Source organism: Amycolatopsis halotolerans (assembly GCF_042647905.1).
Lineage (GTDB): Bacteria > Actinomycetota > Actinomycetes > Mycobacteriales > Pseudonocardiaceae > Amycolatopsis > Amycolatopsis halotolerans.
In genome coordinates this window covers 87337-108111 of the sequence record NZ_JBHRWI010000030.1, presented here as the reverse complement: position 1 = coordinate 108111, position 20775 = coordinate 87337, and the positions used below count along the sequence as shown (strand labels likewise).

The window sequence follows — 20775 nt, the reverse complement described above, 5'->3', positions numbered from 1 at the left end:
GTCACCTCCACTCTGGACGGTGCGATCCCCTCGGGATCAAAGGATTCGTGTAATAGCCCGGAGTTTCCGACATCCGGATCTGCTCGGTGACACCGCGATACCGGCCGAGCGGCGTGTCCGCGGTGAAGGTCTCGGGGTCGAAGTATTCGTGCCCGGGAGCGACACCGGCGACTTCAGCGGCGTAACCCTTGTCGAAGATTCCCAGGCTCAGCAACCACAAGGCGACGCGAGTCAAAGAAACCTGCACCCGATAAGAACCGCCCCATTCCGCGCGGAGCATCAGGGCGCGCAGGATTCCCAGCTGCAAGAACCACGACGTGATGTAGTCGTTCACCACCGGCACCCCAGGCAGCGACGGAACTCCGCCCTCGCCTTCCAGCAGCATTACTCCGGACAGGCAACCGGCGGTCTGGTCGAAGCCGACGCGGCCGGACCACGGGCCGGTGCTGCCGTTGAGCGTCACTTCGGCGTGGATGATCCCGGGACGGATCTCGGCGGCGGTTTCCGCGTCGAGGCCGTGCCGCGCGAGGTATCCCGGACGGCGATTGGCGTAGAAGATATCGGCACCGGTGAGCAGCCAGTGCATTCGCTCTTGATCGGCCGGGCGGCGGAAGTCGAGTCGGGTGGAGCGAACGCCCACATTGGACGTCGCGTACAACACCGGGAGTTCGTATTCGCCCGGATCCCAGACGTTCAGCACGTCCGCGCCGTGCAAAGCCAGCGCACGGCCACAGCCAGCGCCAGCGATGATGTGTGCCCGACCCAGCGCGCGCACTCCTTCGAGCGGCGTAGAAGAGTTGGGGTGCAACGGTTCCGGCGGGCTGTCGCCGATCCGCTCGACGATCACCGGCGGCATCGTCGACAGCACTGACTGGTACTGCTCGGTCGCCATCAGCTCTTCGGTCGTGCGCACCACCGGCATGATGACGCCTGCGGCCTCGGCTGCGTCCTCCAGCTCGAACGAGTTCCACTGCGAGATCGCCTGCCGCACCAAGGCATCCCGCTCCGGAACGCCGAGCAGCGCGGCCGCGTCGTTGCGCAGTTTCGGGTACGGGCTGATCGGGTGCACCCAGCGTCCGTCCGAAGTGGAGTAGAACCGATCCGTGCCGAAGGCGGGATCGACGCGCGCCGGATCGCCTTGCGGGTAGCCGTCGAGCAGTTCCCATTTCTTGTCGTAGAACGGGCACAGCCGGTGCGGCGCGGTCCGCAGGTCCATCGAAATGTCCTGCCCGCGTCCGCCGCGCAGCTGCCAGATCTTCGCCACCGCGACGGATTTCGCCGCCAGCGCGATGGAAGTCGCCCCGGCCAGGCGCAGTGCGCCCGGCAGGACCGGGTCGGCTCCGGTGAATTCGATCCGGCCGCCGGCGTCGGATTCTTGCAGGCCGACTGAGCCAAGGAGATCGGCCAGCGGCTGGTGCGGGTCGTACTCGTCGGTGGCGGCTGGCTTGGCGAGCGCGGCTTCGAGCTGCTCGGTGAGAGTCATTCCTTCTCCAGCGCGTCCAGCAGCGCGCGGGTACGGCTGTCTCGCGCTTCGACCCGCGACGAGTAAGTGTCCGCGGTGCCGTAGGTCTGCTCGACCTCGTCGATCACCGCGTCGAGGTGTTCCCGGTCCGGGCGGCCGATCTCGAATTTCATCTGCGAGCCGACGTGGGTCACCAGGTGCCGGATCCCGTCCGGGCCGCCGCCGAGGTGCATGCTCTCGAACGGCCCGATGGTCGCCCACCGCGGCCCGAGCGAGGCCTTGACCAGCTCGTCCAGGTCCGAAGCGGAGATCACGCCCTGCTGCACGAGGTACATCGCCTGGTCGTTGAAGACCTTCTGCAGCCGGTTCCCGACGAAGCCGGGCACTTCCTTCTTCAACGTGATCGGCTTCTTGCCCAGCCCCCGGTAGACCTCGACAGCCTTCGTCACGGTCTCCTCGGAGGTCGAAACCCCGGGCACCACCTCGACCAGCGGCATCAGTTCGGGCGGGTTGAACGGGTGCCCGATCACGATCCGCGAGGCCGCCGCGTTGCCCTCGGCGATCACCGAGGGCAACAGCGACGACGAGGAGGACGCCAGTACTACGTCGTCGCGCGTGGCGGCGGCGAGCGTCGCGAACATTTCCCGCTTCAGCTCGATCCGCTCCGGGCCCGACTCCTGGACGAAGTCGGCCCCGGCAGCGGCTTCCGCGAGGTCCGCGACTGCCGTGGCGGGCAGCCCGGCGAGGTCTCGGGCGACGATTTCCCGCAGGTCCGGGCGGGGATCGGTGACGCGCACCGTCCAGCCCGCCTCGGCGAACAGCCGAGCCCACGAAACTCCGATGACCCCAGCGCCGACGATCGCGACGACCGGCATGGCGCACTCCTTTCTCAGGCGGTGACCGCGTCCGCGTTGTTGAGCAGCGCACTCGGCGGCGTCAGCAACGCGTCCGACGCTAGCGCGCGGCGACGGGCCGCGCTCACTCCGCCGTAACTCTCCGTAATGGCAATGAGTCGCGCCGCGTGGTGCGCGACCTCTGATTCGTAAGTCATTCCGATCCCGCCGTGCAGCTGGACAATCTCCTCGGCGGTCGCGGTCGCCGCGTCGGACACGAACACGAACGCGTCGTCGGCCACGGCGTCGAGGTCCACTGTGGACGCACCCTTGTCGTATGCCTCGACCGTCGCGGTGGCCCACAGCGCCAGCGAACGAGCCAGTTCGACCTTCGCGTACAGATCGGCGGCACGGTGCACGAGCGCCTGGAACGCCGCCAGCGGAACGCCGAACTGCTTGCGGGTCTTGAGGTATTCGACGGTCATCGCGAGCCCGGTCTCCATCAGGCCGATCGCCTCGCCGGTGACCGCGATCCGCGCCCGCGAGAACGCGCGACGCAACGCAGCCGGGGCGTCGGAGTCCGCGGTGCCGAGCAGAACCGCTGGCGTACCAGCGAATTCGACCTGCGACGTGTGACCCCAGTCCGCGGCCCGGCCGTCGACCCGGGTGATGCCTTCAGCGGTCGCCTCGACCAGGTACACCCCGGTGCGGCCGTTCTCGTCGACCGCGGTGACCAGGAATTTGTCGGCCTGATCGGCGTTGCGCACCGGCGACTTCACGCCCGTCAGCGCGGAACCGGCCGCCGACACCGACGGCGCGACGCCCCACGGACGTCCCGGCTCGGCGTGCGCGACCGCGATCGTGGTGCCACCGGCGGCGAGCACCGGCAGCAGCGCCTTGACCTGGTCGTCGGTGCCCAGTTCGGCGATGATCCACGACGGCAGGAACACGCCGTCGAGCAGCGGTTCGGCCGCCGCGTGCTTGCCCATCGCCTCCAGCGTGGCGTAGACCTCGACCGGGCCGGCGTCGGCGCCGTCGTGGTCGGCGGAGATCGGGAGGCCGGCGAGACCCAGCTCGCCGAGGGTGTTCCAGACCTGGTCGTTCCAGCCGAGTTCGCTGCTCGTCGCGGCCGCGCGGCCGCCTGCCGGGTAGCCGCGGCCGACCGCCGTGTCGACGGTCTCGAACAGCAGCTTCTGGTCTTCGTTGAATTCGAGGTTCATGAGTCGCCGTCCCTTACAGACCGAGGATCGTCTTCGCGATGACGCCGCGCTGGATTTCGTTGGAGCCGCCGAAAATCGACAGCTTCCGCTGGTTCAGGTACTGCGCCGCGGCCACCACCGAGGCCTCGTCGGCCCGCACCGGCGACTCGGTGTCCAGCAGCATGCCGTCGGAACCGGCCGCGCGCATGCGCAGCTTCGTCAGCGCCTGCAGGGTCTGCGTGCCCTCCATCTTCAGCAGCGACGACACCGGGCTCGGCTGGCCGTTTTCCGACGCAGCGGTCACCCGCATCTGGGTCGCTTCGAGCGCGAGCAGCGTGGTCTTCGCTGTGTGCATGGCCGCGCGGAACTCCGCGTCGTCAGCGAGCGGACCGTCCTCTGTGGGCAGATCGGCGGCCGCCGCGGCGAGGTCGGCGAAGATCCGCTGCCCGGTGCCGACCTGGGCGATGCCGTTGCGCTCGTTGCCGAGCAGGAACTTCGCGTACGTCCAGCCCTTGTTCTCCTCGCCGACGAGGTTCTCCGCCGGGATCACCACGTTGTCGAAGAAGAACTCGTTGACCTCGGCGGACCCGTCGACCAGCTTGATCGGACGGCGCTCGATGCCCGGCGTGTTCAGGTCCAGCAGCAGGAAGGACAGGCCCTGCTGCTTGCGCGGCGCGTCCGGGTTGGTCCGCGCGAGCACGAACATCCAGTCGCCGTACTGGCCGAGCGTGGTCCAGGTCTTCTGTCCATTGAGGACGTAGTGGTCACCGTCAAGACGAGCGGTGGTGCGCAGCCCGGCGAGGTCCGAACCGGCCTCCGGCTCGGAGAAGCCCTGCGACCACCAGATGTCGAGATTCGCGGTGGCGGGGAGGAACTTCTGCTTCTGCTCCTCGCTGCCGAACTCGGCGATGATCGGGCCGACCATGCTCGCGTTGAAGGCGAGCGGCTGCGGCACCGCGTTGCGCTGCAGTTCGGAGGCGTAGATGTGGGACTGGGTCGGGGTCCAGTCCTGGCCGCCCCACTGCGTCGGCCAGTGCGGCACGGCGAGACCGTGCTCGTTCAGGATCCGCTGGCTCGTGACGATGTCGTCGCGCGTGATCAGGCCGAGTGCGCTGCGCTTGCGGATTTCCTCCGGAATCGCCCCGAGGAACACCTCCCGCAATCCGTCCCGGAACGCGAGGTCCTCTTTAGACAGTTCGAGATCCATCGATCAAACCCCTTCAGTGGTGCGTACGGCTCCGACGACTTCGGCGGTGCTCGCTCCGGCGCGTTCGGCGTGCCTGCGGAACCCGGCCGGGGTCCGCGAGAAATGCAGCGGGCTCTCCACTACGCGGATCGTCCCCTCGGTCGGGTGTTCCCGCTCGGTGATCAGCCCGACTTCCCGCACGTACGGGTCGGTCGGCAGGTCGGCGATGTCGACGACGACCGCGTACGGAATGTCGCGGGAGGTCAGGTATTCCTCCCACTCCGCGGTGGTGCGGCTGGCGGAGTTGGCCAAGACCTTCTCCACTCCCGCGGTGAAAATCTCCCGGTCGATCACCGGGGAGTCCCAGGCCGGATCGGCCGCGGCGTCGTCGAGGCCGGCGCCGATCAGCAGCGTCCGCACGGCGTCGTTGGTGTAGGGCACCGCGGAAATCGCGCCGCCGTCGGCCGTGCGCATCGCGGCGTGCGTGTCGCTGAGCGAAAGCGGGTTGCCGACGTCGCCGGCGGCCGGGACGAAGACGTCGCCAGCCAGGTGTTCGACCAGGTTGACCGCGATCATCGCGTCGGCCATCGCCAGTTCGACCTGCTGGCCCTTGCCGGTGCGCTGCTGGTCGAAGAGCGCGGCGAGCACGCCGTTGAGCAGGTACAGCGCGGCGGTCTTGTCGGCGATGAAAGTCGGGACGAACTGCAGCGTGCCGCCCGCCCGGTCCTGCAGGCTGACCAGGCCGGACGTGGCCTGGATGACCTCGTCGTAGGCGGGCCGGTTGGCGCGCGACGAGCCGGGCGCGAAGCCCTGCGCGTGGGCGTAGACGAGGCGGGGGAAGCGTTCGCGCAGTTGCTCGTAGCCGAGGCCGAGCCGGTCGAGCGCGGCGGCGCGCATGTTGGTGACGAGGACGTCGGCGTCGGCGAGCAGGGCGAAGAGGTCTTCGCGGCCGGCGGGGTCCTTGAGGTCGAGTTCGATGCTGCGTTTGTTCTGGTTGACCTGCATGTACAGCGGGGCCATCCCGGGCGTGCGGCCGGTGTTGGCCGGCGAGTGCCGGGCGACGTCGCGCAGCGGTTCGACCCGGATCACGTCGGCGCCGAAGTCGCCGAGGATCTGCGTGGCGTACGGGCCCATCACCGCGGACGACAGGTCGAGCACCTTAACCCCGGAAAGCGGTCCGGTGGCATCCATCTTCGCGGTCCTCCCGTTGACGATCTTTGCTTCAGCACTGACGCTAAGCGCTTGCTCACCAGAAGGGAATGACCGAGTGCATCAGATCGGTATGACCACGGTGATAACACCGTGGGTACGCTGCTCAGCGTGGAGATCCACCACCTGCGGTACTTCCTCGCGGTCGCGCGCGAGCTGAACTTCACCCGTGCGGCGCGGGCGTTGAACATGTCCGTGCCGCCGCTCAGCCAGCGCATTCGCGACCTCGAACGCGAGCTGGGCGAGCCGCTGTTCGACCGCTCCACCCACCACACCCGGCTGTCCGAGGCAGGCGAAGCGCTGTTGCCGCTCGCCGAATCGGTCGTTTCGGGCTTCGACGCCATTCCGGCCCGGATGCGCACCCGCGACCAGCGCGCCGACGTCCGCCTGGCCATCCCCGACGTGCTCAATCCCGCGCACCGCCGCCAGCTCAGCGAATCGATCCGCGCGCTGGACGGCTCCTACCGGTTCACGCTGCGGCAGATGCCGTCGCTCGGGATGGAATCCGCGCTGCTCAGCAACTCGCTCGACCTCGCCGTGTCGCACCTGGGCACCTCCGACGACCGGCTGTCCACGATCGTGCTTTACCGCGAACCGCTCGGCGCCGTGGTGGACGCGTCGCGGTTCCCCGACCGGACCTCGCTCACCCTCGCCGACCTGCGCGGATTCCAGTATCTGCAGGGTCCGCGGCACTGGGATCTCGGCTCCCGGCGGGCCGAGCAGCTCGCCGCCAAGGGCGTGCTGGTCGATCCGGAGGCGCAGTTCTCCGACGTCAGCGGGCTGTTGATCTTCTTGCGCAGCACCAAGAGCTTCACCCTCGCGCCGGTCGAATCCGCGACGGCGCTGGCGCTGGACCCGAACGAATGCGCGGTCCTGCCGGTCGACGATCTGGCCGCCACGCTGACCACCTTCCTGATCCGGCGCACCGCCGACACGCGGCTGGACCCGGTGGTCGAGGTGCTGCGGCACGCCCGCGTCTCGTGAGCGCCTGAACCGGTATTGCCGCTCAGGACCCCTACACTCGCCACAGTGGACCCCGTCGGCCAGCTTCCCGCGGCACTGGCTCCGGTGTGGCAAGCGGTGCACGCCAGGCTCTCGTCCGGACTCCCGGTCAGCCGCGTCCGGGTCGGCCCGCTCGATTCCGAGCAGCAAACGGCCGTCGCCGACCTGCTCGGCCTGGCACAGTTTCCCGGCGAGTACACGAACATCGCCCTGGCCCGGCTGGACGAGACCCTTCGCGAAGCCGTCGGAGCCGGGGCGCGCGAAGTCGTCGCGAGGCTGGTCGGCCCGATCGGCAACCGCGCCGAGGATCGCCGGACGGCCGCTGAGGCCCGCGCGGGTCTGTGGGATTGGCTGGACGGCCATCCCGTGGTCACCGCGCAACCGGCCTTGCGGTCCTGGACGGCAGGCATTCGCCGGGCGGGCTTGATCGAGAGCTCGATCGAACGCACCCGGCTCGAACTCGAACACGCGCTGCGCGTGCTTTCCGAACTGCCGGCCACGGGGGTGCCGCTGCCGGTATTCGCCGATTCCGTGCTCGACGCGACTCATGCGCTGGACGACGGCACCCGCACCGCGAATCTCGTCCTCAAAGCCCTGACCGCGATCTACGACGTGCCGCCGCCAGCGGACGCGCCGGAACGCCGAGCGCTGTGGGAACGAGCGGGCATCGCCGACGACGAACTGTCGTCAACCGTGCTCGCGGCCGGGCTCCGGCTCCCCGGCGACCACGTCGTCGGCCGGATCCTCGACGCGTGCCGCGACGCGGGAACCGCGGCGGTCTTGACGTCGCAGCAGCTCCGCGGCAGCAGGCTGACCGCCGCGCCGAGCGCGGTCTGGGTGTTCGAGAATCCCAGCGTGCTGGCCCTCGCGCTGGCTCGCTTCGGCAGTTCCTGTCCTCCGCTGATGTGCACCTCCGGCTGGCCGAGCAGCGCCGGAGTCGCCTTGTTGAAGCAGCTGGCGAAAATCGGAACAACTCTTTACTACCACGGTGATTTCGATGGCGACGGGCTGCGAATAGCCGCGAATGTCGTAGCCCGAACCGGTGCGAAGCCCTGGCGGATGACGAGCGCCGACTACCTCGCCGCGGTCGCCGACGGCCCTCCGACGGGACGGGCGACCCCGGTTCCCTGGGATCCGGAACTGGCGAATCACCTGGCTGAGCAAGGAAAAACGGTGCCGGAAGAACGCGTTGCCGACAGCTTGCTCGACGAGATCGCCGAGTCGGCCGCCGGGTCCGGTGCGTGATGCGGAGGTCCGTGAGGGGAACCCTGAGGGAATCAGAGTCCGTGAGGGTTCCCCTCACGGACTTTCTGCTGGAGCGGGCTGGCGCTGCCGAACCGCTGAAGTGTCGGTGCCCTCCCGTACCGTTGCCGGTGACGATGGCAGGAGGACGCATGGACCCGATCCGTGTCCCGCCTGAGATGTTCCGCTTCACCAGCGGAGACCTGGCCGGGCTGTACGTGTCGGTGCTGCACGCTTTCGGCGAGGCGAACGAGCGGCTGGAGACTTCCCTCGGAGTGGACGACGTCCGGGCCCGCCTGCGTTCGGTCGGCTGGCTCGACGCGCTCGAAGACGAGGAACTCCGGCGCGCGCTGGAACAGCTTCACGCGTGGCATCTCGTCGACATCGTCCAAAACCATTCGGAGAACTACCGCTCAGCCGCCGAGTACGAGCGGCGCAACCTGCAGTATTCTCTGACGCGGCAAGGCGAAGCCGCGTTCGCCGGCGTCGTGCACGCGATGAGCATGCTCGCGTCGGCCGGAGCGCTGCAGACAGCGGTTCTCGACGCGATCGCCGACCGGCTCGCCGACCTGGCGCGCGAACTGGACGCGGGTTCGGATCGCCGGGTGTTCACCGCGCTGACCGAACTGGAAAGCCATCTCGAAGCATTGCGCGCGAACACCAAGCAGTTCAACGGCGAACTGCAGCGGCTGCTGCGTTCGGAAGGAACCACCCTCGCCACCTTCCACGAGGTCAAGGCGTCCACCGTGGCCTATCTCGAGGAATTCCTGACCGATCTGGAGCAGCGGAGGCACACGATCGGCGTCCGGATCCAGCGGGTCGAAGACCGCGGGGCCGGGCTGATGCACCAGCGCGCGCTGGTCGGGGCGGATCTCCCCCGGCTGTCGGGAGCCGATCCCGGTCCTGAATGGCTGGCGCGTCGCCGGGCTCGATGGGACGGACTCCGCGCCTGGTTCCTGCCGTCGGACGGGTCGACGCCCCGGGCCGAGCACCTGCATGTCGTCGCCCGGCGCGCGATCATCACGCTGCTGCAAGTCCTCGACCGGATCACCGAGTCACGACGCCGGGCCAGCAGCGCGGCGGCCGATTTCCGCGAGCTGGCCAGGTGGTTCGCCGTCGTCCCCGCGCAGGGCGACCTGCACCGGTTGTGGTCGACGGTCTTCGGGCTCAGCCCGGCTCGGCACGCGCATCTCGCCCATCACGATCCCGAGCTGATCAGCTCGAGCACCTCCTGGGAAGAAGCTCCGCCGGTCGAGGTCTCCCCGTTGCTGCGCACCTCGGGGAAAACCGAACGGTTCAGCCGCACCGGCAAGGTCCGCGACGTCGCCGCGATCAAGGCAGCGAGGGCGGAACAGGCCCGTGCGGAGCGAGCCGAACTGGAAGCCGCCTGGGACTTGCTCGACACCGGCGGGCCGATCCGGCTCTCCGCCTTCGGCGGGCTCGACCACGCCGTGTTCGAAAGGCTGCTCGACCTGCTCGGCCGCGCCCTCGGAACCGCCCCGGGACGAGGCGGTGTCCGCCAGAGCACTACTTCCGACGGCCGGATCGAGATTCTGCTTCGACCGCCTGCCGACGGAGCCGTCGCGAGGCTCTCCACTCCGCGCGGGCTCTTCCACGGCCCCGACTACGAGATCGAGATCCGCACCGCGGGCAGCAGCCAGGCCCGGCGGGCGAGCGGAGGCGGCGGATCATGAGCCAGCTGGCGAATCAGCTGGCCGCGGCCGAGCGCGAGGAGGTCGCGCTCGGAATCCGTCAGCTCCTCGCCTCCCCGCTGATCACCGAACGCGGCAAGCCGGACGCGTTCGACCTGATCCGGCGGCGCGGCGAGCCGATCCGGCAATGGTTCGACTACTACTGCGGCTGGGCCTTGACGATCGAGCCGCGGCTCGGTTACGCGCGTCTGGCCAAGGTGCGGATAGCCGACGACCCGCGTCGGCCGCTGCGCCGGCTCCGCTCCGGCAAAGCTCCGTTCGACCGACGACGTTACGTGCTGTTGTGCGTTACCGCAGCCGAGCTGCTCGCGACGCCGGTGACCACCATCGGGCTGCTCGCGAAGCGAGTGGTTCAAGCCACCGCCGCCGACGAGGCGATCACGACGCTGGACACCGCCAGCCGCGAAGAACGAAGGGCATTGGTCGACGTCCTCCGGCTGCTGGAGCACTACGGCGTCCTCGACGCGGTCGACGGCTCGACCGAATCGTTCGTCGAATCGGCCGAAGCCAAGGCGCTGCACCAGATCGACGGCACGCTGGTGCTGCGATTGTTGTCCGCGCCGATCGGGCCTTCTCGTCTCGAGGTGCCGCTCGACGAAGTCGCGCTTCGCTTCGAGGAACTCCTCGCCGCGGTTTCCCGCGAACGTCGCTACGGCGTCTCCAGCGCGCACAGCGATCGCCCCGGGCAATCGGAGGTGCAGCGCAATCTGTGGCTCCGGCACTCGGTTTTCCGCCGGCTGGTCGACGATCCCGTGCTCTACTTCGACGACCTGAGCGATGCCGAACGCGCGTACCTCGCCTCGCCCACCGGACGGCAGTTGCTCCGCCGGGCCGCCGAACAAGGCGGCTTTGTCTTGGAAGAGCGCGCGGAGGGCGTACTGCTGGTGGACGTCGAGAGCGTCGCGACGGATTCTCGGTTCCCCGACGACGCGGGCAACGCGAAGGTGGCCGCACTTCTCTTGCTGGAAACGCTCACTGGTCCGGTCACCGTCGAGCAGCTGCGGATCCAGGCGGGCGAACTGCTCAGCCGCTTTCCCCGATGGGCCGAGGGATATCGCGGTCCGGACGGCGCCGAGCGGCTGGCCGCCGACGCGATCGAGGTGCTGATGGCATTCGGTTTGGCGCAGCTGTCTTCCGGAATCGTCCGGCCGCTTCCGGCGGCGGCGCGCTACACCGTCCGCGAGGCCCGGACCGCCGATTCCGAAGGAGCGTCAGGATGACGGTCACCGAACTCCCCCGGCATGCCGAGGACCCGTTCTCCCGTCAGGCGGACCGCTGGCAACCGGCGCGCGCCGGGATCCTGAACATCTGGCGGTATTACGACGAGGTCTTCGAATTCCACCACGGCCGGCTCCTGCTCCGGGGCCCGAACGGCAGCGGCAAGTCGAAGGCGCTCGAGTTGCTCCTTCCGTTCCTCTTCGACGCGAGCCTCCGCGCGAACAGGTTGTCCACGTTCGGCACCGGCGAGCGCACGATGCACTGGAACCTCATGGGCGAAGGCGCGACCGGTGTGACCCGGGTCGGATACGTCTGGCTGGAGTTCCGTTTCCCGGGAACCCCCGAGAGGCGGTTCACCTGCGGCGCCCGGCTTCAGGCCAGTTCCCGCACCTCGGCCGTGCACCCGGACTATTTCACGACGTCCCAGCGGATCGGGGTCCCCGGCGGCCTCAGCCTGGTCAACGATTCCGGTCAGCCGCTGACCCGCCAGGTGCTCGAACAACGGCTCGGCTCCGACGGCACGCTCTACGGGAACGCGACCGACTACCGGGCCGAAGTCCGCACCACGCTTTTCCCCGGGCTGAGCGAACAGCGGTTCGACGCGTTGATCCTCGCGCTGCTCCAGTTGCGCATGCCGAAGCTGTCGCAGCGGCTGGACCCGGGCATGCTGTCCGATCTGCTTTCCAAGGCACTCCCGCCGCTGGGCCAGCAGGAAATCGCCGACCTCGCCGAGGGTTTCGAGAGGCTGGACAAACATCACGAGCGGCTGAAAGAGCTGGAGGAGCTGGTCGAATCGACCCGCGCGCTGGCTGCCCGGCAACGGACGTACGCCCAGCGAGTGCTGCGCGCCGGCGCGGGCACGCTCACCTCAGCCACCACCGAGATGGAGAAGCGAGCCTCGACAGCGCACGAGTCAGCGGCCCGGTACGAAACCGCGACACGGGAAAAGGAAGCCGCCGAGCAGCAGATCGAAGAACTGGCCAAGCAGATCCGCACCTCGTCGGCTCGCAAGACCGGGCTGATCGAGAGCGAGGCATACCAGCGCGGGTCCGAACTGGAACTTCTTCGCAGGCGAACGGGCGAAGCCAAGTCCCGGGCGGAGCGGCTGCTGACCGAGTCCAGCCGGAAGAAAAAGGCAGCGGAGGAAGACGAGCGAGACAGGAGCGTCGCGGAACAAGACGTCCGCCGCCGGACGGAGCACGTACGGAACCTGGCCGACGAGACCCGGCAGGCCGCCGTGCGCGCCGGGATGCCCAGCGTGCACGGCGAGATCGCGACGCAACTGGACGGCGACAACCCGGCCAAGGCCCGGCCGTTGCTGCGCGCCGCCGGGCAAAGCCGGGAGGAGCAGCTGCGGACAGTCGAGGAAGCGCTGGACAGCCACGAGCGCGCCGTCGAGCGACGAGGCCAGGCGGAGGAGGAACTGGAGCAAGCGAGGTCGGCGTTCTCCGCGGCGAAGGAAGAACTGGATCTTGCCGCGCAGCAGCGGACAGCCGCGTTGGAACAGCTGCGAACCGATGTGCTCGCGTGGGCAAATGCCTGCCGAGAACTGCCGTTTCCCGAGCCTGACCTGCTGCTGGACCTCCTCGAATCAGAGCGGGCGTTGAACGCCGAGGCGGAGCGCGCGGTCAACACGGCGTTGGAGGACATCACCCGGCAGGAAGCTTCCCGCGAAGCGCGGGCGGCCGAACTGCGGCGGCGACGGGACGACTGCGGCGCCGAGATCGCCCGGCTCCAGTCCGAGAAAGACCTTCCCCCGCCCGCACCGCCGACCCGCACCGCTGATCGGACGCGGATGACCGGTGCGCCGTTGTGGCGGCTTGTCGACTTCTCCACCGCCAGTCCGGAGAGCGACCGTGCCGGAATCGAAGCCGCTCTCGAAGGCGCGGGACTGCTGGACGCTTGGGTCGGCTCGCGCGGAGAGGTCCAGGGACACGACGTCTTCGCCGACCCGGACTCCTTGCCCGCGGCGGCCGGACGTTCGCTCGCGGACGTTCTTTCCCCCGAGCCCGACGGCGAGGTCCCGGCGCCCGTGATGCGCAGGCTGCTCGCTTCGGTGGGTTTCGGCGACGTGCTGCCGGCCGAAGGCCCCGCCGCGATCGGGGCGGACGGATCGTGGCGGCTCGGAAACCTCACCGGCAGCTGGCGCAAGGAGCGCCCGGCCTACATCGGCGCGGCGGCCCGCCGGCGCGCTCGCGAGCTGCGGATCGAGGAACTGCGGAACGAAATTCTTTTGCTGGACACGGAAATAGCCAGCCTCGAGACGGAACTGTCCGCGCTGTCCCTACGCCGGGGAACCGTGCGCGACGAGCGAGCGAGCCTGCCTCCGCACACTGTCCTCAACACCGCCGCCAGGCACCTCGACCGAGCGGAGATCGGGCTCGCCGCGGCCGATCGGCTCGTGCGCGAGCGCATCGATCGGGTAGGCAGGCGAGAACGCGAGGTCGCGGATGCCCTGCGGACGCTGACCGCCTGCGCCGCCGAATACGGGATGCCCGTCGAACGGGCCGCGCTGGCGAATCTGGCCTCGGCCACCCGCGCGTTCCGCACCGCGTGCGAGAACTGGCTGGAAATCCACGACGGACTGCGCTCGGCGCGGCAGGTGCTCTCCTCTTTGGCCACACAGGCGGACCGATCTGCCGGCGATGCCCGTCAGCGGGCAGAAGAAGCGCAGGAAGCCGAGGAGGAGCATGGGGAGCTAGCCGCGACCCTCGAAGCAGTAGACAGCACCGCCGGCGTCGAGTATCGCGAGGTCGCGGCCAAGATCGAAAAGCTTCGCGGGCACCTCGACGAACTCGAAACCGCGCGGAAGTCCACGCAAAGCCGGCATACCGAGTTGGCGATCGAGGTCGGGGAATGGCGCAACCGCCAGGAGACGGACGCGGCCGAACACAAGAAAGCGGTAGCCGCCCGCGACGCGGCAGCGCTCCGCTTCCGCAGGCTGGCGTCCGGGGTGTTTCCCGCGGACAGCGGGCTGAGCGACCTTGAGCGATTCGAGACCGTCCTCGGCTCAAGCGACGGCGTGCGCGCTGCTTTGGCTGCCGCACGGCTGGTAGCCACTGCCTGGCCGAGTGTCCCGCACTCCCCGAGCAACATCGGCGACGCGCTGCACCGGCTGTCCGAGTCCATGCACACGTGCCGGGACGTCCTCCACACCCGTGCCGACCTCGACCTCGAAACAGACGAGGACGTGCAGATCTTCACCGCCGTGGTGGACGGGATCCGGGTCGGGGCGGCCGAACTGCTGAAGATCCTGCACGCGGAAGCCGAGGAAAGCCGCCGCGAGATCACCGAGCGGGAGCGAGAACTCTTCGACCAGACGCTCACCGGCGACACGCGACGGCACCTCGCCGCGCGGATCCGCCAGGCGAACGAACTGGTCGAGAACATGAACAACCGGCTGGAGCAGGTGCGCACCGCGTCGAAGGTCGCGGTCCGGCTGGTCTGGCAGGTCGCCACCGACCTTCCGCCCGGCACGAAGGCGGCCCGCGACCTCCTGTTGAAGGATCCGGTCCGGCTGACCGCGGCCGATCGGGAATCCCTGCACCAGTTCTTCCGCGACCGGATCGAGGAGGCCAAGGCCGACGACACCGCCACCGGCTGGGAGCAGCAGCTGGCCAAGGTCTTCGACTACACCGCGTGGCACCGGTTCGTGGTGAAGGTCGACCGGGCCAACGGCGAGGGCTGGCAGCCGCTGACCCGGAAACTGCACGGCGCGCTGTCCGGCGGGGAGAAGGCCATCGCCCTTCACCTGCCGCTCTTCGCCGCCGTCGCCGCGCATTACCAGGCCGTGCCGGAGGCGCCCCGGGTCATCCTTCTCGACGAGGTCTTCGTCGGCGTCGACACGACGAACCGCGGCCAGGTGTTCGCCCTCTTGTCCGCCTTGGACCTGGATCTCATGCTCACGTCCGACCACGAATGGTGCGTCTACGCGGAACTCAGCGGGATCGGGATCCACCAGCTCATCACCGGTGCCGACGGCGACGACGCGGTCACCACTGCCCGGTTCACCTGGGACGGGCACCAGCTTCTGTCGGTCGACGCGGAGTAACCGCGGCTCGCTGACCGCTCCGCCTGCGGATTCACCCAGCCGTGGCAACTTTACATTTCATCTCCCCTTGTCAACCGAGGTGTACATGACCTACCTTCGTGTAAAGCCAGCCAACGGAGGAGGGCGCGATGAGCGAGATGACCGGCACGGTGCCGCTGGGGTCGACCGAACGCTGGACCGACAAGAAGCGGTACCTGTGGCTGATCGGGCTGGTCGTGCCGTCGCTCGCGTTCCTCGCGATCGGCCTGCACGCCGCGACCGGCTGGGGCGTCTGGTTCTGGATCGGGCCGATCGTGATCCTGGCGATCGTGCCCGCGATCGACCTGGTCGCCGGCCTCGACCGGAGCAATCCGCCGGACGACGTGATCGAGCGGCTCGAACAGGACCGGTACTACCGGTGGATCACCTACCTGTTCCTGCCGATCCAGTACGTCGGGTTCGTCTTCGCGTTCTGGCTGATCGCGCGCGGCGAACTGTCCGTTGCGGACAAGATCGGGCTGGCGATCTCGATCGGCTGCATCGGCGGGATCGGCATCAACACCGCGCACGAACTCGGCCACAAGAAGGAAAGCCACGAGCGCTGGCTGTCGAAAATCGCGCTGGCGCAAAGCTTTTACGGGCATTTCTACATCGAGCACAACCGCGGGCACCACGTGCGTGTCGCGACTCCCGAGGACCCGGCATCGAGCCGCGTCGGAGAAAGCTTCTACCGGTTCTGGCCGCGCACGGTGTTCGGTTCGCTGAAATCCGCGTGGGGCCTGGAGCGCAAGCGGTACGCCCGCCGCGACAAGCATCCGTTCCGGATCGGCAACGACGTGCTCAACGCGTGGCTGATGTCCGCGGTGCTGTGGGTCGCGATGGTGGCGTGGCTCGGCGTCGGGATCCTGCCGTACCTGGTGATCCAGGCGGTGATCGGGTTCTCGCTGCTCGAAGTCGTGAACTACATGGAGCACTACGGGATGCGGCGGCAGAAGGTCGGCCCGCCGGAGCGCCGCAGGTACGAGCGCGTGGATCCCAGCCACAGCTGGAATTCCAACAACATCGCGACCAACGTCCTGCTGTATCACCTGCAGCGGCACAGCGATCACCACGCCAACCCGACGCGCCGCTACCAGACCCTGCGCGACTTCGCCGAATCCCCGGTGCTGCCGACCGGGTACGCCGGGATGATCGTGCTCGCGCTGTTCCCGCCGTTGTGGCGGCGCGTGATGGACCAGCGGGTGCTCAACCACTTCGACGGCGACCTCAGCCGGGCGAACATCCAGCCGTCGAAGCGGGAGAAAGTCCTTGCCCGGTATGGCTCTTCCGCTCCCGAAACGGTTTCCGCACCGGACGACGTGCGCGGCGACGCCAGCGAAGGCGGGATGTGCCCCGGTTGCGGATACGTCTACGACGAGCAGCGCGGCGACCCGCGTGAAGGCTTCCCGGCCGGTACGCCGTGGTCGTCCATTCCGGACAGTTGGTGCTGTCCCGACTGCGGGGTAAGGGAAAAGGTCGACTTCGTCGCTCCCGGAAGGATGAGTGTGTGATGCGGATCGAAGCGGATGTGAACAAGTGCGACGGCCTCGGCATGTGCGAGGCGATGGCTCCGGACTTCTTCGAGGTGGGCGACGAGGGCACGGTCGTCGTGCTCGACGGCAACCCCGGCGAGGAGCACCGGACCGACCTCGCCGCGGCAGTCGACGCCTGCCCGGTGCTCGCGCTGAAACTGGTGTCATGACGCTCGCGGTGGTCGGCGCGTCGCTGGCGGGACTGCGAGCGGTCGAATCGGCGCGGCGGACCGGATACGACGGCCGGATCGTGCTCATCGGCGCGGAGGACCGCCTGCCGTACGACCGGCCGCCGCTGTCGAAGGCGTTCCTCGCGGCGGACGGACCCGTTGCGGTGGAACCGTTTCTCAGCGCGGACGACCTGCGCGACCTCGGCGTCGAACTCCAGTTGGGCACTCCCGCGACCGGACTCGACCCGATCGCCCGGGAGATCCGCACCGGCGACACGACAGTCCCCTACGACGCAGCCGTGATCGCTACCGGAGCCACTGCCCGGGTTCTTCCGGACACCGAGGAGATCTCCGGCATCTACTCGCTGCGCACTGCGGACGACGCGGTTGCTATTCGATCCGCATTGGACAGTGGTGCTAGGACAGTCGTGATCGGTGCCGGTTTCATCGGTTCGGAAGTCGCTTCAGCCGCTCGCAAACGCGGCCTTCCCGTGTCCATTGTGGAGACGCTAGAGACGCCCTTGGTGCGCGCGATCGGCCCCGAAGTCGGCGAGGTCTGCGCGGACCTGCATCGCACGGCAGGCACCGACCTCCGGCTGGGTACCAGGGTCACTGGCTTCACCACGGAAGACGGTGCGGTGACCGGAGTCCGGCTGTCCACCGGCGAGATCCTCCCCGCAGACCTCGTCGTCGCGGGAATCGGCGCGGCACCGGCCACCGGCTGGCTGCGCGACAGCGGACTCCTCCTGCACGACCGCGACGGCGGCGTCATCTGCGACGGCACGCTCGCCGCCGCGCACGGCGTCTACGCGGCCGGCGACGTCGCGCACGTGGCGAACGCGCTGTTCGACGGCGAGCTGATGCGCCTGGAGCACTGGACGAACGCGGCCGAGCAGGGTGCGGCCGCGGCGCGGCACGCGCTGGACCCCGCGAGCGCGCGGGTGTTCAGCGCCGTGCCGTACTTCTGGTCCGATTGGTACTCGCACCGCATCCAGTTCGTCGGGACGCCGCGGGCAGACGAGGTCGTCGTCGCCGTCCCGGCCGAGCACGGCTTCACCGCGCTGTACCGGCGCGGCGACCGGCTCGTCGGCGCGTTCACCGTCGACCGGCCGCGCGACATCATGAAGTACCGCAAGCGGATCGCCGCGCGGGCGCCGTGGTCCGAGGCAGTCGCCTTCGCACTGGAAACGGCCGCCTAGAATGACCGCCATGAGCCTTCCGGTGCCCACTGGCGGCCAGTACCGGCAGCCCATCATCACCGCCGCCATCGAACTCACCGCGAAATCCGGCTGGTCAGCGGTCACCATGGCGCGGCTGGCCGACCTGGTCGGGGTGAGCAGGCAGACCGTCTACAACGAGATCGGCTCGAAAACCGCGCTCGCCGAGTCGATGATCTCGCACGAGCTGCGCCGGTTCCTCGCCGTCGTGAGCACCGCGTTCGACCGGCATCCGGACGACCTGGTCGAGGCGATCTACGACGCCGTCCGCGCGGTCCTCGAACTGGCCGACGACAACATCCTCCTGCGCGCCATCGCCTCCGCGACGCACGGCACCGACAACGAGTTCCTGCCGCTGCTGACCACCCGCGCCGGCACCCTGCTCACCGAAGCGAAAGCCGTCCTGCGCGGCCGGGTCCGCAGCTACTCGCCGCCGCTCGACGACGGCCAGCTCACCGTGGTCATGGACCTCGTCGTGCGCACCGTGCTGAGCCACGTGATGCAGCCGTCGGGCACACCCGCCGAGACCGCAGACGGCCTGGCCTGGGTCGCCACTCGCGTGCTCGGCACCGCCCCGTCGGCGTCGATGCGCACCCGCTCGTAAACGAGATGCGCGTTTCGGGGCGCGCGTGCCAGCGTGGCGCGCGTGAACCGTGAACGACTTTCCGCACTCGCCCACACCCGGCACCCCATCGCGTCCCCGATCAGCGACGACGAGGTCCAACGCCTGCTAGACCGCAGCATCCCGCACGAGGACGCGGTTGTCTTGGACCTAGGCTGCGGCGGTGCCGAATGGCTCATCCGCGCCCTCGCCGCGTACCCGAAACTCCGCGCGGTCGGCGTCGACACTTCGGAATTCGCCCTCTCGCGCGCCCGCGCCGCCGCAACCGAACGGGGCGTCGCCGACCGCCTGACCCTCCGCCGGCAGTCAGCCGCCGAATTCCCCGCCGCAGCCGAATTCGACACCGTCCTCTGCATCGGCTCGACCCACGCCTTCGGCGGATTGACGGACACCCTCGCCGCGCTGCGAGCCCACGTCCGCCCCGGTGGCCGCGCCTTGATCGGCGACGCCTACTGGGAATCCGAACCAACGCCCGCCGCCGTCGAAATCTTCGGCGACCTGCCCGACCTGCCGGAACTTCTCGACCAGGTGATTGCCGCGGGCTGGACGCCGACCCACGGCCACACCAGCACGCGCGGCGAACTGGACGCCTACGAATGGTCGTGGACCGGCAGCCTCACCGAATGGGCCCTGGATCACCCGGAAGACCCTGACCAGGCCGAAGCCCTCGCCGCCGCGGCCACTCATCGAGACGAGTGGCTCCGGGATTACCGGCACTCGTTCGGCTTCGCCTGCGTCGTGCTGCGCGCTTGACAAAACTTCTTGTCAATGCCACGTTCGGACCTGACCCCCCACCTGCGAAAGGGCAGTCCGATGACCGACCTGGTGCCGTTCCTGATGTTCCAGAAGCGCGACGCCGCCGAGGCGATGGCCTTCTACACCTCGCTGTTCCCCGGCGACTCCGTGCTGTCCGAGGAGCGCTACGCCGCCGGCGGCCCCGGCCCGGAGGGAACGATCGTGATGGCCGAGTTCACCGTCGCCGGGCAGCGCGTGCGGTGCAGCGACAGCTTCGTCCAGCACGCCTTCGACTTCACGCCGTCGACCTCGCTGTTCGTCACCGTCGAATCGGCCGACGAACTCAAGCGGATCTACGAGGCCCTCGGCGAAGGCGGCGGAACGCTGATGCCGCTCGACGACTACGGCTTCGGCCCGTTCGCGTGGGTCAACGACCGGTGGGGCGTGTCTTGGCAGTTGAGCGCCAAGGGTTGAGGCGCTGACGGAAGGGGGACCGCGCGTTGGACCCGCGGAGCAGTGAGCCAGTCGCCGCCGCCGGTGAGCTTGCCAGCCGGTTGTTCGCGGACGCACGGGTCGTGGTCGTCGGCGGCAGCGGGCTGACCGACCGGCGCACGCCGACGTCCGATCTCGACCTCGTGGTGATCACCGAGCCCCGCGACGCCCCGTACCGGCATTCGTTTCGCTGGGAAAACTGGCCGGTGGAAGCGCTGGTGCACGACGAACAGACCTTGCGGGCCTACTGCGCCGACAATCTGGCACGCCGCTGGCCCGGAATCCCCCGGCTCATCGCCGAGGGAGTGCTCGTGGCCGATCGCGACGGCCTCGGCTCCCGGCTGCAGGCCGAGATGCGAAAACGGCTGACCGCCGGCCCCGCCGCCGCGACGTCGGGCGAACTCGACGCTCAGCGGTACGAACTCACCGACCTGCTCGACGACCTGACCGGAGCCAGCGACCCGGCCGAGATCGCCTTCATCGCCGCTCGGGTGCTGACCAAGACCGCGCAGCTGGCCCTGCTGGCCGGACAGCACTGGCAGGGCAGCGGCAAATGGCTGTGGCGCGAACTCCACGACCACGACCCCCGGCTGGCCGAACAATTGGCCGCCGCCGCGCCCGATGCGCCACGGCTCGGCGCTGTCGCCCGCACGGTGCTCGACCGCGCAGGCGGACCGCTGTGGGACAGCTATCGCGTCACCGACCCCCGCCGCCCCTGACCGGAGGAGCCAGCAAGATCCCCGTACGGTTTCTTTTTGCGATCGCTAATCACCAGGGATCCGCAGCTCGAGCGCAATTCCCCACACTATTGACTCACCGACAAATACCCCGAAAAGGAATACGCGCCGGTTAACCACGGACGGGTTAAGCGGAGA

The 20775-nt window shown here is 68.9% G+C and carries 17 protein-coding genes; 12 read left to right on the top strand and 5 right to left on the bottom strand.

Going from position 1 to position 20775, the window contains the following annotated elements; genetic code table 11:
* Window position 1 precedes the first annotated feature (1 nt).
* Genes ACFORO_RS26140 through ACFORO_RS26120 form a run of 5 tightly spaced genes read right to left on the bottom strand, consistent with a single transcriptional unit; the run spans window position 2 to window position 5871 of the window.
* Entirely contained in the window at window positions 2-1483 is a 1482-nt protein-coding gene (locus ACFORO_RS26140; protein ID WP_377869087.1) for a CoA transferase, read from the bottom strand.
* Window positions 1480-2337 carry a 3-hydroxyacyl-CoA dehydrogenase NAD-binding domain-containing protein gene (locus ACFORO_RS26135; protein WP_377869086.1) on the bottom strand — a complete coding sequence of 286 codons (858 nt, stop codon included), beginning with the start codon at window positions 2335-2337 and terminating at the stop codon, window positions 1480-1482. Before ACFORO_RS26135 ends, ACFORO_RS26140 begins: the two co-directional genes overlap by 4 nt.
* A gap of 14 nt (window positions 2338-2351) precedes the next feature.
* Window positions 2352-3515: an acyl-CoA dehydrogenase family protein gene (locus tag ACFORO_RS26130; protein ID WP_377896646.1), complete on the bottom strand. Its 1164-nt coding sequence runs from the start codon at window positions 3513-3515 to the stop codon at window positions 2352-2354.
* 13 nt (window positions 3516-3528) lie between these two features.
* Entirely contained in the window at window positions 3529-4701 is a 1173-nt protein-coding gene (locus tag ACFORO_RS26125) for an acyl-CoA dehydrogenase family protein (protein WP_377869084.1), read from the bottom strand.
* A 3-nt stretch (window positions 4702-4704) separates the two neighbouring features.
* The gene (locus tag ACFORO_RS26120) at window positions 4705-5871 is read right to left on the bottom strand and encodes a CaiB/BaiF CoA transferase family protein (protein ID WP_354743228.1); all 1167 of its coding nucleotides are present in this window, start codon (window positions 5869-5871) and stop codon (window positions 4705-4707) included.
* A 129-nt stretch (window positions 5872-6000) separates the two neighbouring features.
* Here ACFORO_RS26120 and ACFORO_RS26115 point away from each other — a divergent pair, with 129 nt between their 5' ends.
* From ACFORO_RS26115 to ACFORO_RS26060, 12 genes are all read left to right on the top strand, one after another.
* Window positions 6001-6873 carry a LysR family transcriptional regulator gene (locus tag ACFORO_RS26115; protein WP_354743226.1) on the top strand — a complete coding sequence of 291 codons (873 nt, stop codon included), beginning with the start codon at window positions 6001-6003 and terminating at the stop codon, window positions 6871-6873.
* Window positions 6874-6918: 45 nt separating this feature from the next.
* Window positions 6919-8136: a TIGR02679 family protein gene (locus ACFORO_RS26110; protein WP_377869082.1), complete on the top strand. Its 1218-nt coding sequence runs from the start codon at window positions 6919-6921 to the stop codon at window positions 8134-8136.
* Window positions 8137-8285: 149 nt separating this feature from the next.
* Window positions 8286-9827 (top strand): TIGR02677 family protein, encoded by a 1542-nt coding sequence (locus ACFORO_RS26105; RefSeq protein ID WP_377869081.1) that lies wholly within the window; start codon window positions 8286-8288, stop codon window positions 9825-9827.
* Window positions 9824-11065 (top strand): TIGR02678 family protein, encoded by a 1242-nt coding sequence (locus tag ACFORO_RS26100; RefSeq protein ID WP_377869080.1) that lies wholly within the window; start codon window positions 9824-9826, stop codon window positions 11063-11065. The genes ACFORO_RS26105 and ACFORO_RS26100 overlap by 4 nt, the downstream gene beginning before the upstream one ends.
* Window positions 11062-15114 (top strand): TIGR02680 family protein, encoded by a 4053-nt coding sequence (locus ACFORO_RS26095; RefSeq protein WP_377869079.1) that lies wholly within the window; start codon window positions 11062-11064, stop codon window positions 15112-15114. The genes ACFORO_RS26100 and ACFORO_RS26095 overlap by 4 nt, the downstream gene beginning before the upstream one ends.
* A gap of 128 nt (window positions 15115-15242) precedes the next feature.
* Entirely contained in the window at window positions 15243-16643 is a 1401-nt protein-coding gene (locus tag ACFORO_RS26090; protein WP_377869078.1) for a fatty acid desaturase, read from the top strand.
* Window positions 16643-16834, top strand: coding sequence for a ferredoxin (locus tag ACFORO_RS26085; protein ID WP_354743252.1), 192 nt, complete (start codon window positions 16643-16645; stop codon window positions 16832-16834). Before ACFORO_RS26090 ends, ACFORO_RS26085 begins: the two co-directional genes overlap by 1 nt.
* The gene (locus tag ACFORO_RS26080; RefSeq protein ID WP_377869077.1) at window positions 16831-18033 is read left to right on the top strand and encodes an NAD(P)/FAD-dependent oxidoreductase; all 1203 of its coding nucleotides are present in this window, start codon (window positions 16831-16833) and stop codon (window positions 18031-18033) included. Before ACFORO_RS26085 ends, ACFORO_RS26080 begins: the two co-directional genes overlap by 4 nt.
* 1 nt (window position 18034) lies before the next feature.
* Window positions 18035-18655 (top strand): TetR/AcrR family transcriptional regulator, encoded by a 621-nt coding sequence (locus tag ACFORO_RS26075; protein ID WP_377869076.1) that lies wholly within the window; start codon window positions 18035-18037, stop codon window positions 18653-18655.
* A gap of 42 nt (window positions 18656-18697) precedes the next feature.
* Window positions 18698-19426 (top strand): SAM-dependent methyltransferase, encoded by a 729-nt coding sequence (locus ACFORO_RS26070; protein WP_377869075.1) that lies wholly within the window; start codon window positions 18698-18700, stop codon window positions 19424-19426.
* A 60-nt stretch (window positions 19427-19486) separates the two neighbouring features.
* Window positions 19487-19882, top strand: a complete 396-nt coding sequence (locus ACFORO_RS26065; protein WP_377869074.1) for a VOC family protein — start codon at window positions 19487-19489, stop codon at window positions 19880-19882.
* A 26-nt stretch (window positions 19883-19908) separates the two neighbouring features.
* The gene (locus ACFORO_RS26060) at window positions 19909-20619 is read left to right on the top strand and encodes a nucleotidyltransferase domain-containing protein (protein WP_377869073.1); all 711 of its coding nucleotides are present in this window, start codon (window positions 19909-19911) and stop codon (window positions 20617-20619) included.
* The last annotated feature ends 156 nt before the right edge of the window (window positions 20620-20775 follow it).

Coding starts and splice junctions, on each gene's coding strand:
- ACFORO_RS26120 (WP_354743228.1), bottom strand. CDS start 5,871: ATGGATGCCACCGGACCGCTTTCCGGGGTTAAGGTGCTCGACCTGTCG.
- ACFORO_RS26135 (WP_377869086.1), bottom strand. CDS start 2,337: ATGCCGGTCGTCGCGATCGTCGGCGCTGGGGTCATCGGAGTTTCGTGG.
- ACFORO_RS26080 (WP_377869077.1), top strand. CDS start 16,831: ATGACGCTCGCGGTGGTCGGCGCGTCGCTGGCGGGACTGCGAGCGGTC.
- ACFORO_RS26130 (WP_377896646.1), bottom strand. CDS start 3,515: ATGAACCTCGAATTCAACGAAGACCAGAAGCTGCTGTTCGAGACCGTC.
- ACFORO_RS26090 (WP_377869078.1), top strand. CDS start 15,243: ATGAGCGAGATGACCGGCACGGTGCCGCTGGGGTCGACCGAACGCTGG.
- ACFORO_RS26105 (WP_377869081.1), top strand. CDS start 8,286: ATGGACCCGATCCGTGTCCCGCCTGAGATGTTCCGCTTCACCAGCGGA.
- ACFORO_RS26140 (WP_377869087.1), bottom strand. CDS start 1,483: ATGACTCTCACCGAGCAGCTCGAAGCCGCGCTCGCCAAGCCAGCCGCC.
- ACFORO_RS26125 (WP_377869084.1), bottom strand. CDS start 4,701: ATGGATCTCGAACTGTCTAAAGAGGACCTCGCGTTCCGGGACGGATTG.
- ACFORO_RS26095 (WP_377869079.1), top strand. CDS start 11,062: ATGACGGTCACCGAACTCCCCCGGCATGCCGAGGACCCGTTCTCCCGT.
- ACFORO_RS26075 (WP_377869076.1), top strand. CDS start 18,035: ATGACCGCCATGAGCCTTCCGGTGCCCACTGGCGGCCAGTACCGGCAG.
- ACFORO_RS26085 (WP_354743252.1), top strand. CDS start 16,643: ATGCGGATCGAAGCGGATGTGAACAAGTGCGACGGCCTCGGCATGTGC.
- ACFORO_RS26065 (WP_377869074.1), top strand. CDS start 19,487: ATGACCGACCTGGTGCCGTTCCTGATGTTCCAGAAGCGCGACGCCGCC.
- ACFORO_RS26100 (WP_377869080.1), top strand. CDS start 9,824: ATGAGCCAGCTGGCGAATCAGCTGGCCGCGGCCGAGCGCGAGGAGGTC.